General features: G+C 62.0%; 11 protein-coding genes. 2 read left to right on the top strand and 9 right to left on the bottom strand.

Annotated features, from left to right (window positions below; genetic code table 11):
- Position 1 precedes the first annotated feature (1 nt).
- The 5 genes from nuoF to HRU82_14735 form a co-directional block, all read right to left on the bottom strand.
- Positions 2-1,303 carry an NADH-quinone oxidoreductase subunit NuoF gene (gene nuoF, locus HRU82_14755; protein QOJ36123.1) on the bottom strand — a complete coding sequence of 434 codons (1,302 nt, stop codon included), beginning with the start codon at positions 1,301-1,303 and terminating at the stop codon, positions 2-4.
- A 247-nt stretch (positions 1,304-1,550) separates the two neighbouring features.
- Positions 1,551-2,057 (bottom strand): urate hydroxylase PuuD, encoded by a 507-nt coding sequence (locus HRU82_14750; protein QOJ37229.1) that lies wholly within the window; start codon positions 2,055-2,057, stop codon positions 1,551-1,553.
- 181 nt (positions 2,058-2,238) lie between these two features.
- A complete protein-coding gene (gene mdh / locus HRU82_14745; GenBank protein ID QOJ36122.1) occupies positions 2,239-3,180 on the bottom strand; it encodes a malate dehydrogenase in 942 nt (313 codons plus the stop codon).
- Positions 3,181-3,227: 47 nt separating this feature from the next.
- A complete protein-coding gene (locus HRU82_14740) occupies positions 3,228-3,638 on the bottom strand; it encodes a hypothetical protein (protein QOJ36121.1) in 411 nt (136 codons plus the stop codon).
- A 43-nt stretch (positions 3,639-3,681) separates the two neighbouring features.
- Entirely contained in the window at positions 3,682-6,717 is a 3,036-nt protein-coding gene (locus tag HRU82_14735; GenBank protein QOJ36120.1) for a VWA domain-containing protein, read from the bottom strand.
- A 131-nt stretch (positions 6,718-6,848) separates the two neighbouring features.
- On the opposite strand from HRU82_14735, the gene HRU82_14730 reads away from it, so the two are divergent.
- Both HRU82_14730 and HRU82_14725 read left to right on the top strand, forming a co-directional pair.
- Positions 6,849-7,292 (top strand): ferredoxin:thioredoxin reductase, encoded by a 444-nt coding sequence (locus HRU82_14730; GenBank protein QOJ36119.1) that lies wholly within the window; start codon positions 6,849-6,851, stop codon positions 7,290-7,292.
- Positions 7,289-8,530 carry a M28 family peptidase gene (locus tag HRU82_14725; GenBank protein QOJ36118.1) on the top strand — a complete coding sequence of 414 codons (1,242 nt, stop codon included), beginning with the start codon at positions 7,289-7,291 and terminating at the stop codon, positions 8,528-8,530. Before HRU82_14730 ends, HRU82_14725 begins: the two co-directional genes overlap by 4 nt.
- Before the next feature lie 13 nt (positions 8,531-8,543).
- Here HRU82_14725 and HRU82_14720 read toward each other — a convergent pair whose 3' ends face one another.
- The 4 genes from HRU82_14720 to HRU82_14705 form a co-directional block, all read right to left on the bottom strand.
- Positions 8,544-8,978, bottom strand: a complete 435-nt coding sequence (locus tag HRU82_14720; protein QOJ36117.1) for a hypothetical protein — start codon at positions 8,976-8,978, stop codon at positions 8,544-8,546.
- Between the two features lie 45 nt (positions 8,979-9,023).
- Positions 9,024-9,305 (bottom strand): YggU family protein, encoded by a 282-nt coding sequence (locus HRU82_14715; GenBank protein QOJ36116.1) that lies wholly within the window; start codon positions 9,303-9,305, stop codon positions 9,024-9,026.
- A gap of 50 nt (positions 9,306-9,355) precedes the next feature.
- The gene (locus tag HRU82_14710; protein QOJ36115.1) at positions 9,356-10,195 is read right to left on the bottom strand and encodes a CbbQ/NirQ/NorQ/GpvN family protein; all 840 of its coding nucleotides are present in this window, start codon (positions 10,193-10,195) and stop codon (positions 9,356-9,358) included.
- 186 nt (positions 10,196-10,381) lie between these two features.
- The gene (locus HRU82_14705) at positions 10,382-13,504 is read right to left on the bottom strand and encodes a PAS domain S-box protein (protein QOJ36114.1); all 3,123 of its coding nucleotides are present in this window, start codon (positions 13,502-13,504) and stop codon (positions 10,382-10,384) included.

Raw genomic sequence — 13,504 nt, 5'->3', positions numbered from 1 at the left:
CCTAAGCGCCGGCCCCGGCTCCCGCCTTGGCCGGTTGCATCGGACAACGATGCAGACGAATGTGCTCTTCAAATTCGTGACGAAATAACCGCAGGCTGCTCTGCACAAGGACGGCGGCTCCGGTCACGAGTGTACAGTACCCCGTTCCCTTGACGAAGCCACAAAGCTGCAGCAGGGATTCGAGATCCTTCTCGGTCCCCTCTCCACGCTCGATCTTGTCCATGAGGGTCGCCAGATTCAGCGTGCCCATTCGGCAGGGGGGACATTGTCCGCAGCTTTCCCCCTTGAAGAAGTTCGAATACTTCAAGGTAGCAGCCACCATACAGGTAGCATCATCGATCACGATCGTACCCGCCGACCCCAAACCGGTGCCCGCCTTCTTGAGCGAGTCGAAGTCCATCTGGAGATCCAACTGGTCCGCGGTCACCATCGAGAAGGCCGGCCCGCCGGGGAACACGGCCTTGACCTTGCGCCCATTGGGCACCCCGCCGCCGCAGGTTTCCACCAATTCTCGAATCGTGATACCCATCGGCATTTCGTACACACCGGGCCTGTTGACCGCTCCGCTCAGGGAAAAGAGCATGGTGCCCGGACATTTTTCCGTGCCGACCTCGGTAAACCACGCGGCGCCGTTCCGTAGGATCTTCGGAATGTTGCAGAGAGTTTCGACGTTGTTTACCAAGGTCGGCTTGCCGTAGAGTCCGAAATCGGTGGGATAAAAAGGCGGCTTCTGCCGCGGCATGGCCGGGCGCCCCTGCATCGACTCCAACATGGCCGTCTCTTCGCCCGCCACGTAACTGCCATGGCCGGAAAAGACTTCCAGTTCGAGATCGATACCGGTCCCCAAGATGTTCTTGCCGAGAAACCCCCGTTCCCTGGCCTGGGCGATCGCCTTCCTCAGATTGGCTTCCTCGTCGGCATATTCGTGATTCACATAGATATAAGAGGCCTTGGCATTGACTGTGCGGGAGGCAATCAGACAGCCCTCGATCAGTTGGTGGGGGATGTACTTGAGCAACTCCCGATCCTTGAAGGTTCCCGGTTCATGCTCTCCAGCATTGCAGACGAAGTACCGCTCCTTGACCCGATGATTCAGGACCTTGTCCCATTTCGTACCGGTCGGAAACCCGGCCCCTCCGCGGCCACGGAGACCGGCCTTTTTGATTTCATTGACGACATCCTCAGGAGTGAGTTCCTTGAGGCATTTCCGCCAGGCTTCATATCCACCGGATCGGATGTAGGGATCGATTTCCCACGCCGCCCCGTCGAGTTTCTGCAATACCCTTGGTTGAGGTAGGGTCACGGTTGTTCCCTTTCGTGAGCAGCGCCCCTGCTGAGCAGGCCTGTACTATAAAACCGGCTCCCAGGGGCCGTCAAGCAGACTTGCCTCGATTAGGCCTGAATCTCAAGCAGTTAGGCCTGTTGGACCGGGCCTGACCGAGTCCAAAGACGGAGCAGAAAAGGTTTCAAATTGACGCAGCAGAGGAGGCAAGAAAAAGGGGACTGGCGTTCCGTCGAATCGACCAGTCCCCATCCCACTGCCTTGCCTGTTACTTGAGGTGGCTCCCCGCTCCCATGAAGAACAGCATGGGAATAGACAACAAGAAGTTGATGCGGGAGGCAATCAAGGCCGTCTTCCCCCACTGGGCCATTTCCGGCGGAGCAGGCGTCCCTTGAGCCGCTGCCGCCACGGCCGCAATGATCTTCTTCTGATTCGGCCAGATCACCCCGTGCACGTTGCCCATCATGATGATACCGAGCAACCCGCCAATCCCCAGAGCGATAGCGCCGGTGCCGCCCTTGGCATAGAGATAGCCATAGAGTACGATTCCCGCCAGCACGGTCACGGTGGCGCCGTGACGGAACCAATTCAGGGCAGAGGGCATCAGCTTCGGAATCACGATGTTCTTGGTCGGCCCATCCAGGCTCTTGAGGAAACCGGCGTTAATGAGGTTGAAGAAGTACAAGAGCCCGATCCAGGTGATGCCGGCCAGGAAGTGAATCCACCGGACCACCAAGCCGAACCAATCGGCCTCCCCGGCTCCGACCCCGGCCATGCCCAAATACACAGCTATCAAACCGACGGCGAGCGCAAACCCGACGCCCGCAGTCTGATACGGATCCTCCAGAAATTTCATAGGTCCCCCAACTCAAACGGTTTAGTGCAAGCTCCGTTGTCTACTGCAGGCCGTGGAGCCTTGTCAAGCAGCCTGCTCATGGTGGTTGCGGCTCCGTCGATCACGCGCCCAGCAACCGATCGACAACCGCACACAGTTCCCGTACTGCCCCGGCGGATGCATCGAGCGCCGCCCGCTCCTCCGCCGTCAGCTCGTACTCGACGATCGATTCACCGCCGACGCGAGAGAGCCGCACCGGCACGCCGACGATCACATCCTTCAGGCCGTATTCGCCTTCACAAAGCATGGCGCAGGGCAGCACTCGCCGCTCGTCCTTCATGATCGCTTCCACCATGTCGACCGCCGACGCGGAAGGCGCGTAAAACGCGCTGCCGGTCTTGAGCAGACTGACGATCTCGGCGCCCCCGTCCTGCGTCCGCTTGATGAGCGCGGCAAGGCGCTCGGGCGACAGCCGGTCGGTGATCGGCTTGCCCGACACCGTGGTATGACGAACCAGCGGCACCATCGTATCCCCGTGCCCGCCCAACACCATCGCATGCACATCCGTCCCCGGCACGTTCAATTCCTCGGCGACGAAGGAGCGCAATCGAGCCGTATCGAGCACCCCCGCCATGCCGAGCACCTTCGATTTCGGAAGGCCGCTCACCCGCCGCGCGACATGCACCATCGCATCCAGCGGATTGGTGACGAGGATCAGGATCACCTCCGGCGAGCGCGCGATCAACTCCTTGACCACGGCCTGGACAATCTTGGCGTTGGTCGCCAGCAACTCGTCTCGGCTCATTCCTGGCTTCCTGGGCATGCCCGAGGTAATAACCGCGATGGAGGACCCCGCCGTCTCCTCGTAGCCGTTCGTCCCGACCACGCGCGTGCTATAGCCGCACACCGGACCGGCCTGCGTAATATCCAGCGCTTTGCCTTGCGGGATTCCCGGCACGATGTCGACCAACACGACATCATAGGTATTCTTTTCCGCCAGCCGTTGCGCGACGGTCCCGCCGACGTTGCCTGCACCCACTACGGTAATTTTCGGTCGCCCCATTTCAGCTACTCCTCGTCAGGCGTGACCCGGCGCGCCACGGCTCGCCATCACGTGTGATCATGTCCGGTCCATCCGCCGACCTTGAAATTGATCGTGCAGACGAAATTTTCCCCATCGTAAAAATTCACCTTGATCTTCTTCTTCCCATACGTCGCCGCCAGAAAGTCCTCGGGCGCATCCACCAAGGCTTGGTAGCCGCCCGGCGGATATTCCCCCAACTCGTGGAACACCACGATCATCCCGGACTTCACCTCTTGCAGGATTTTGGCGGAACAGCGCGGATAGATCTCCCAAAATTTGGCATCGATTTCTTCCCGCGTCGGCTCCGGTCGCTCTTCGCCCGGCTTGAAGTCCCGATTGGCAAACTTGGCCTGGCGCCGCACATAGGGATACTGATGGCCGGTAAACAATTTGTACAGCCAGGGCGGAACCGGCGGCCTCGACAGCGATTCGGTCATGCTCGTATTGCTCCTGTCATCCCAACATGTTCCTCGGCCCCGATCAGGCGGTCAGCCGATGGTAAATCCTCGGCAGCTTCTCCGGCAACCCCTCCACCCGATCGATCACCACGTAACGAACATCCCCGTACATGCGACGAAGATAGGGGTCGGCCTGCTTGTCGATGGTGATACAGACCGCTTGGACGCCGGCGGCGCGGGCTTCCCGCAAGGCCATGCGCGTATCTTCGAGGGAGTACTCGTCCTTGTAGCCGTCGTCCAGCGGGCGGCCATCGCTGAGGAGGACCAGCAATCGTGTCTTGGCACGGCGGGACAGGATTTTGCGCGTCGCATGGCGAATGGCCGTTCCGTCGCGGTTCTGCTGCAGGGGAGCCATCCCGCCCAACTTCGCTCCGGCTCGTCCGGTGACCGCTTCGTCAAACTCCTTGACGATCAAGAAATCCACCGCCTGCCGGCCCTGCCCCGAATAGCCGTACACCGCAAACTGATCACCGATCGCCGTCAAGGCTTCGCACAGCAGCACGAGTCCCTGCTTTTCGATATCGATGATCCGCCGCCCCTGCGCCACCTGACGGCTCGTGGACCCGCTCAAGTCCACCAGGAAGGCTGCCGCCACATCACGCTCACGCTTTTCACGCCGCACGTAGATCCGCTCCGAAGGCTCCATGCCCGCAGCCAGGTCGGCGCACCGGCCGACCAGCGCATCCAGGTCGAGGTCCTCCCCATCCAACTGGCCGGGTACACGCCGAAGCCCCGGAGGCCGCAGGCTTTCAAAATAGCGCCGCAACAATGCCACCGTGCCTCGTTGTGCCGCCAGGGTCTCCTCCACCACCTCCGAAGAACCCTCGGGAGCCTCACGTTCCACCACACGGCACCAATTCATCCGATAGTCCTGAATCCCCGCATCCCATTCTCGATACCACCGAGCCGAGGCAGCGCCCGATCCTTCTCCGCGGCGTTGAGGCGCGTCGCCCTCAACCGCCAACAATTCCTCGACGAGGGACGGCTGGCGATGCCCCGGGACCAACAGCTCCTGCGACGCCTGCTGCGAGCGAGCCGTTCCAGCCCCGGAGGGTCCGCCCCCGTCGCCGGCCAGTCCTGAACCAGCCTCCTGGTCTCCCTGCCCCGACGAGGCCTGCTCCCGCGTCTCGGATTCGGTCCGGTCATGCACGAGATCGGGATCCATCGCGCCCCGATAGTCCCAGTTTTCCATCGGACGATAGCTGTCGGATTGATCCTCCGAGGATCTCGGCGAGGGCAGCGACTGCTCCGGCATGTCCGGATTGTCCGGCGCCGGCTGTGCTTTCGCACGAATCGCCATGAGTTCGTCCATACGCACGTAGAGTCGGTCGGCCATTCGCACCGCCTCCTCAGCCGTCGCCGAGGGATGAAACAGCGTTTTGGCCAGCGACCAAAGGACCTCCACTTCATGGCTGACGGATTCCGGCACGGTCACGGTCCCGACTTCCGCCGCGGACAACAGCAGGAGTTGATCCACGACCAGCTCACGGGCGGTCAGGCCATGGGACAGGGTGCGAACAGACACCGCTTGGCCAGCTATCGCCGCCAGATCCCGACTCAGGCCCGGATATTCCGACCGCAGTAGGAATTCAACCCGCGCATCCTCCAACAGGGTCCAGAGGTCGCGAATCAGCCCAGGCTGGGGGTACCGAGCGAACAGGTCGCCGAGGGACTTGGGAGGCTGTGCGACCGGGCGGCCATACCGTCCGGCAAGATCCTCACTCAGATCTGTTAACCGGGCGGGCGAGAGATCAAAGGTTCCAAACTCCAAGTGCCCCGCCTCGTGGGCCGTCATCACCAAATACAGGCGCAGGTTTTCCTCATATGTCGGGTAGCGGCGAACCAAGCCGGGGAGACCAATGCTCCGGCCATCCTCGCTGACCGTCGGCCGCATCGTCTGTTGAGCCGGCTCCAGGGAATCGGGCAGATCATAGAGGCGGATGTCCCGACCGCACAGCGCCTGCGCGAACAGCGCCAGGTGACGCGCCACTTGCCGTAACGGCACCCCGCTGATCGCGTGACTCACCGCGCCCAGTGCCTTCTCCGTTTCCGCGGCAAAATAGGCCCGTCCGGCCTCAATGTTATAGGCCAGGACTTCCATGCCGGACGCGAACCACGATTGAAATTTTCCGCGCGCCTCTTCGCGCGACCCGATCAGCGCCACGAGTTCCGGACATCGCCGAACGTAGGCCAACGCCGTCTCGGCATCTTGTTCCGCCACGAGTTGGCCATACCGCAACACCTGGCTCCGCCACTCGTCGTCGGGAAGACGCCGCAAGATGCTTGGCGCCTCCGACAGGAGGCCGATGCCGGCGGCCGCCGATTGCTCGGCAAGTTGGGCACCCAGGCGAATCACAGCTTGGCGTTGATCCGGATTGGGTATATCCGCCAGGATGGCCGGACTCGTCCGAAAAAATTCCAGAGCCCCGATGTAATCCGGTTTACCCAGGCTGTTCTCGACGATCAGCTGCATGCCGAACTGCACCCAGGGACGGGCACCGGGGAGCGACAGGATCGGGACAATCGCCGGAATCTGCCGGATGTATTCCACCGCCAGGGCGAAATCGGTGTCCGTCAGATCGCAGGCGAGATCCATCCATTGCGACCATTCGGACTGGGGGAGGATGCCGACCAACTCCGGGGCGATGCGCAGGAATTCGAGCGCCACGTTGGCCTGCCGATCGGCCAATTCCAAGCCGGTTGCCAAGACCGGTATACGCGCTACGGGCGGTACCAAGGCCAGCAGCAAGGGACTTTCTTTGAAATACCGCAACGTCAGGGCGCCGGACTCACCGGCAATCGCCACTCCCAGGTCAAGCCAGGGCAGAACCTGGGCCATCAACTCTCGCCGGTGCATCTCCACCAACGCCTCGGCGGCTGCTCGGGCGCCCTTGGGCGCCGCCTCAGCAAGTTCATCCAGCAACAGCAGAACTCCGTCCAAGGCGTCCGGTCTCGTCGCCGTCTGCGCCACCGCGTCGACGATTGCTCGGGCAGGGTCCGGCCCCAGCTGTTCCGCCAGCCGATCACACAAACGTTGAGTCGAGTGCTCCGACGCCATCACTACCAAGTCCGTTGTGAGGGAAGTTGCGGATTGTAAAGGACACAATTTCGCTTGTAAACTGGGTCCTCGCGGATGCGCTGCCTCCGCTGATCAATCCACTTGTCAGTCATCAAACCGCGGGGGACGCGATGGGCGAGCCAAGCCAAGAAAGCCTGGATAAGATGTGGAAATACGTGAAGGGCTTTGCGGAAAAGAGCGGGACGACCATGCACCCCAACCAGGCCGTCACCAATGCCGTCGTACAAGGGCTCGCGGCCCATATCGACGAGCTGGGCAAACCCCTTTGTCCCTGCAATTTTTATCCGGACAAACAGGCCGAGGCGAAACTACGTCGCTGGATGTGCGCCTGCGACGAGATGCAGATCTACAAGTATTGCCACTGCCTGCTCTTCGTGCGTGAAGACGGCCTCCCCATCACCGAGTACCTCCCCGAAGACCACGAAGGCCGTCAATGTTACGGGCTGGTCGAGGATCCCACGCCGGACAAGGGCCGGGCGCTGCGACATAAGGCCTTGCCGATGGCGCCGAAGTCCTCGCCGCCAACCCCGTCCGATCCCCCTGCGCAAACGTGATGCGGCCGACCGGGCCCCGTACCGGAAGCCGGTTCAGCCACCTCACTGTATTATGTGGCTTCGCCTTCTGCTTCCTCTTCACCGGCTGCCTGCACAGCGTGGCGCCTATCGATCCGCGCCACCTGCCGGTCAACAGCACCGTGGCCCAACAACTTCAGCGGCATGTCACCTATCTGGCCGCCCCTGAACGGGCAGGCAGACATCCCGGCTCGCCAGGCAACCGCGAAGCCGCGCACTACATCGAAGAGCAATTTCTAGCCGCCGGGCTCCAGCCGCTTCCCTCACTCGCCGGTTACCGGCAGCCCATTTCACCCCAGATCGGAGACAACATCCTCGGGTATATCCCGGCCGCCGAAGATCCAATCGGTTGGATTCTCATTGGAGCCCATTACGATCACCTCGGCGGGTTCTATTTGGGCGCAGACGATAACGCCTCCTCGGTCGCCATCCTGATCGAAGCCGCCAGAATGGCCCGCGCCCTTCCGCACCATGCCGTCCTCTTCATCGCCTTCAACAGCGAAGAGGCGCCGTATTTCGGGACGCCGGTCATGGGATCACAGTTTTTCTTTCACCATGTGCCGCGGGAAATCGGCACGGTCGAGCAGCTGCAGTGCGTCATCATCATGGATCTCATGGGCGGCGTGCACTGGCCCGGATTGAAAGACGCCATCTTCGCAACCGGAGCGGAAAAAACGCCTGCGTTCTACCGTCGCGTGAAAGAGGCCGCCGCACCGTCGCTCACCGTATATCCCCTCGGGATCCATCTGGTCGAAGAAATTCCCGACCATGGGCACGAGGCCTTCAGCGACTACGACGTCTTTCGCAATCACGGGATCCCTTATCTCTTTCTCTCCGCCGGACGCACGCCGCGGTACCACACCCCACGCGATACCGCCGACAGCCTCCATTACGAACGGATGGCCGCCACGACCGAGTGGCTCCGCCGACTGACGGAGTCGATCGGACAGGACGAGGGCCCCTATCGGTTCGAAGTTGCGCGGGTGGAATTCGCGGACGAAGTGGCGTCGTTTCGGAGGATTGTGGAGAAGGCCGTCGGGGATGAGACCGTGATCCCCGGCACATCACGATGGTCGCTCAGGAAACTCAGGCAAGACGCCGAGTGGCTGCGCGTGCTGGATGGGTCGCCGCCCACGGCAGAACAGCTGGAACGGCTCGAACGGATTTCTATCCGCGTGCAATGCCTCCTGGCGGATTATGCCGGCTGCTTTCTACTCTGAGATTTCATGGAGGCTACTGCCATCCGGCAGTTTCATACCCCTTTTCCTTGAGGCACCGCTCCACGAACGTCGCGTAGTCCGGTTGGGGCTCCAGCGGTTTATAGATTCCGGCCAACAATCCCAACAGCCCACCCACCGCACTACCGGCGGCAGCCCCGATCGCAATACCCGCCGGACCACCGACCAGTCCCGCCGAAGCACCCACCGCCGCCCCGCCGACAAGCCCCAATGTGGCGCCCGCGCCGGCATTCCCGCTGCGATGGGTCCCATGGCGCAGCCCGGCCCGCTCCGCCTTGATGGCGCAGAGTGCCGCCTCCTGCTCGGCTTGTTCCTTCCCGTAGAGTTGCACCCGCTGATTGGGCTTCAAGATCGGCTCCGGCCCGGCACAGGCCTCCAGGCCGACCACCGCCAGAAGCAGGGCCGCAAGGGCGTGTCGCCCCCCGGTCACGCCCACACCTCGCCCATGTCGTCCATGCTGGTGTTCGCCTCCTGATCAGTCGAGTTTCAGTCGCACGCGAACCTCATCCGCCGACCGCCCCTTCACAAGCAGGCGCTTCTGGCGACTGTTCGCCCCGCTCATCACCTGCACCGCTCCGATTGGTACGTGGAAGAGCCTGGCAAGAAACCGGCACAGCTCGTCGTTGGCGGCTCCCTCCGTCGGCGGGGCGGCCACACGAATCTTAAGCGCGGTTCCATGGAGTCCCGCACATTCGGTGTGCGACGCCCTGGGCTGGACATGGACGGCGAGGACCACGCCATCAGCCGTGGGTCGCACGGCCGACTGCTCTGTCGTGGGATAGCTGTCCCGTGAGGGTGCAGTGCGCTTCAGAAGATCGCCTTCACGACTTCGACGATGCTGCGCAGCATGTCTTGGTCGTCGGTGATCGGCCGGGCAAGGGCGACCTCACAGGCCCGATCCGCCGGCACGCCTTGATTGATCAAGGTGGCGGCATAGATCAGCAATCTCGTGCTGACACCTTCCTCCAGCCCGTGATTCTTCAGGTTCCTAACCTTTTCCGCGACCTTGACCAGCCGCTGCGCGATGTCGAGAGATACCTCGGCTTCATGCGCGACCACACGAGTTTCGATCTCCGACTGCGGATAATCGAACTCTATCGCCATGAACCGCTGCTTGGTGCTTTGCTTGAGATCTTTCAGAATGCTCTGATACCCGGGATTGTAGGAAATGACTAGCATGAAGTCCGGAGCCGCCTCGATTACCTGGCCGGTTTTTTCGATTGGGAGCAGCCGGCGATCGTCGCTGAGCGGATGGATGATGACGGTGGTGTCCTTGCGGGCTTCGACCACCTCGTCCAAGTAGACGATCGCTCCGTGTTTGACGCCGAGGGTCAAGGGGCCGTCCATCCAGACGGTGTCCTGCCCCTTCAGTAGATACCGGCCGACCAAGTCGGAGGCCGTGAGGTCTTCATGGCAGGCGACGGTGATGAGCGGTCGGCCCAGCCGATGGGCCATGTGCCGGACGAATCGCGTCTTGCCGCAGCCGGTCGGCCCCTTCAGCATGACGGGCATACGATGCTGCGCCGCAATCGTGAACAAGCCGACCTCGCCCCGCACCTCGGCATAGAAGGGTTCCTCCTCGACCCGGTAACGGTCTATGCCCGCTTCTTGCCCCCTCGTGACCGACACCGTTCCCCCTTCGTTCATGCCGACATCCTTGCGCTGTGATGAGTACTCGCTGGCTGCGCCACGATAAACGGAAACCCGCCGGAAGTTCAAGCGCCGGCCGTGGCAAGGATCGACTCATCCCATGGTCCCCGGCCGTACCTCTGCCTTGGCCCCGTAAACGGAAACCCGCCGGAAGTTCAAGCGCCGGCCGTGGCAAGGATCGACTCATCCCATGGTCCCCGGCCGTACCTCTGCCTTGGCCCCGTCAAGCACCTCCCGGACTTTTTGAGCGAGGGCGCTGGGCGTGAAGGGCTTCTGCAGGAACGCATGGTCGGTATCCACGCCGTTCTTGGAGAAGGCCGGATGATCCGGATATCCGGACATGTAGAGCACCTTCACCTCGGGCCGCACAATCGCCAACTTTTCCGCCACCTCGGGGCCGCTCATCTGCGGCATCACCACGTCGGTGAGCAACAAATGGATGGGGCCCAGATGCTTGGCGCCCGTCAAGAGCGCCTCAATCCCGTGGCGCGCCTCCAACACCGTGTAGCCGTGAAGCCGCAACGTCTCGTTGACGAGCCGCCGTACGCCCGGTTCGTCCTCGACCAGCAACACCGTTTCTCGTCCCTTGATCGAGTCGCTTCCCGTGTTCGTCGGCTCGACGTTCTGGGTGACACCGTCCACCCGTGGCAGGAAGATCTTGAAGATCGCTCCCCGCCCCGGCTTGCTCTCCACCTCAATAAATCCGCCGCTCTGCTTGACGATGCCGTAGACGGTCGAAAGACCGAGCCCGGTCCCCTTGCCCTTTTCCTTGGTAGTAAAGAACGGCTCGAAGATGTGCGACAGGGTGTCATCGTCCATTCCATGGCCCGTGTCTCGGACGATCAAGGCGATGTAGGAGCCGGGTTCCGCGCCCATCGGAGGCCGGTTCCGTCGGTTGCCGAACTGCACGTTGCTGGTTTCCACGGTCAATCGCCCGCCGTTTGGCATGGCATCGCGGGCATTGACCGCAAGGTTCATGATGACCTGCTCGATCTGCCCTGGATCAGCCTTGAGCTGGCCGACATTCGGATCCAATACCGTACAGAGCTCCACGATGTCTTCCCCCAACAGCCGGCGTAGCATGCCCTCCATGTTATGGATGATGGCATTGAGGTCGAGCACCTTCGGGGCGATGAATTGTCGGCGGCTGAAGGCCAACAATTGTCCGGTCAAGCCCGAGGCGCGGTCGGCCGCCTTCTTCACCTCTTCCAGCTCCTTGCGGAATCCGTCGGTCGGACCCAAGCGGCTCAAGACGAGTTCGCTGTACCCGCGAATGACCGTCAACATGTTGTTGAAGTCGTGGGCCACCCCTCCGGCCAACCGGCCGACCGCTTCCATTTTCTGCGACTGCTGCAGTTGCACCTCCGTGCGACGCAGCGCGTCCTCCGCCCTGGCCCGCTCGCCGAATTGGCCGATTTTGAGGCCGACGTCCGCCACCATTTTGAGCAGTTGCTCATCCGGCTCTCTCACCTCGCGACGGAACAATTCGATGACCCCCTCGACCTCAGTCCCGACGCGAATGGGAAACCCGAACGCGCCATGCAGGCCGACTTTGGCGGCCGTATCGCTGCGATGGAAGTTCGACTCGCGCGTGACGTCGATCACCCACGTGGGTTGACCGGCTCGCCAAATGCTCCCGGGAAGCCCTTCACCGATCGCAAACGTATGCGTCCATGTGGCCAGCACGAACTCCTCAGCGTTCAATCCTGGCGACTGCCACACTTCCAGACAACGCAGCACCCCGGCTTGACGATCGAGCCGCCAGAACACCCCGAGATCCCATTCGAGGCTCTCACAGATGGCCTGGAGAATTTTGGGGCCGGCTTCTTCCAAGGTCCGGGACTCCGCCAAGACCCGGGTGACGGCATATTGTGAGGCCAACTGCCGTTCCGTTCGTTTTCTGGCCGTGATATCGCGCACGAACGCGCTGAAGATGTAGGCATCGCCGAGACGTGCCGGGGAAATGCTGATTTCGACCGGGAATTCATGGCCGTCGCGATGACAGGCCAACATTTCGATGCGGCGGTTGAGAATGGCGCCCTCCCCCGTTTCCAGGAAATGCCGCAGCCCCCGGTCATGCGCCTCGCGATCCCGGGCCGGAATGACGGTCTGGGACACGCGCTGACCGAGCGCCTCCTCACGCTGCCATCCGAACATGTTGACCGCCTGGGTATTCCAGTCGGTGATGATGCCCGCCGCATCCATGGAAATGACGGCATCCAGCGCCGTATCGACGATCACGCGATTGCGTTCCTGACTTTGCAGCAGCGCCGCCTCCGCCGCCCGCGCCCACTCGCTCTCCTGTTGAGCTTGACGATATTCGCTCCGCAACCGGCCGGTCGCCCACAACAACAGGCCGACCATCGGCAGCCACACCATGGTGCCGGCGAGCCCCAATTTCCACATCATGGCCCGGATCGGCCGCAGGATAATGTCCTGCTCCATGCGCAACAACACGGTCCAACGTAACCCCGAATAGGGCCCATACCCCTTCGTTTGGGCGTAGCCGGTCACTACCGGGATGTGGCGTCGACCGTGTTCTTCCACCACGTAGCCCGGCTTGCCCGACTCGCTCAACCTGGCGGAGGGCACATTCAGCTGTTTCAGGTTGGCACGCGCAAGGATGGGAACGGCGGAGTCCACGAAGGCCAAGCCGTCCTGCGTCAAGAATTGATATTCAAACGGGCCGGCCATTCCGCCGGTATCTTGAATTTCACGCACCGTCTCGATAAAGACATCCTCCAGCATCGGAAGCCCGATGCGGGTCGTTACGGCGCCCACAAACTCGCCCTTGGCTCCCAAGATCGGCGAAGAGAAAGCGATGGAATCGATCGTGCGCTCCTGTTCATTCGTCTGGACTTCGTCCAGCCGCACACCGCTCCCTGTGCGCACGCCCTCAAACCATTGGCTCTTGGAATACTCTCGACCGACGATCGACTGATCCGTGGCAGCGACCATCCGCCCCTGCGCATCGACGACGCCCAACCACTGGTAGACGGGATCGTACGTGTCCTTCATCCACCGTAAGTATTCGTCGAGATACGTTTGGTCGAGCGGCCGCCCCGAAAAGGCCCGAGCGGTCATCCGCACATCGCCATACCGTTCGAACAGGAGTCGGTCGAGCTTGTCGGCCACTTCGGAGGCGGCCAAGGTCGCGTTTTCGCCTGCCGCCTCGATCATCCGCACTTCGATCGACCGCAGCATGACCACCCCGATGACGAAGGCCACAATGGTCATCCCCACGATCAAGACCGGTAACCAGGGATAGGAGCGCCGGAGGGAACCGCTGGGAGGGGAGGCAGACAT

This window comes from Nitrospira sp., from assembly GCA_015709715.1.
Lineage (GTDB): Bacteria > Nitrospirota > Nitrospiria > Nitrospirales > Nitrospiraceae > Nitrospira_A.
Note: the sequence above shows the minus strand (reverse complement) of the source record. Positions and strands in the feature narration are given on the sequence as shown.

Bases quoted from the DNA above. Each gene is read 5' to 3' on its own strand.
- HRU82_14750 (QOJ37229.1), bottom strand. From the start codon at position 2,057: ATGGCCGGGGTCGGAGCCGGGGAGGCCGATTGGTTCGGCTTGGTGGTC.
- mdh (QOJ36122.1), bottom strand. From the start codon at position 3,180: ATGGGGCGACCGAAAATTACCGTAGTGGGTGCAGGCAACGTCGGCGGG.
- HRU82_14740 (QOJ36121.1), bottom strand. From the start codon at position 3,638: ATGACCGAATCGCTGTCGAGGCCGCCGGTTCCGCCCTGGCTGTACAAA.
- HRU82_14735 (QOJ36120.1), bottom strand. From the start codon at position 6,717: ATGGCGTCGGAGCACTCGACTCAACGTTTGTGTGATCGGCTGGCGGAA.
- HRU82_14730 (QOJ36119.1), top strand. From the start codon at position 6,849: ATGGGCGAGCCAAGCCAAGAAAGCCTGGATAAGATGTGGAAATACGTG.
- HRU82_14710 (QOJ36115.1), bottom strand. From the start codon at position 10,195: ATGAACGAAGGGGGAACGGTGTCGGTCACGAGGGGGCAAGAAGCGGGC.
- HRU82_14705 (QOJ36114.1), bottom strand. From the start codon at position 13,504: ATGTCTGCCTCCCCTCCCAGCGGTTCCCTCCGGCGCTCCTATCCCTGG.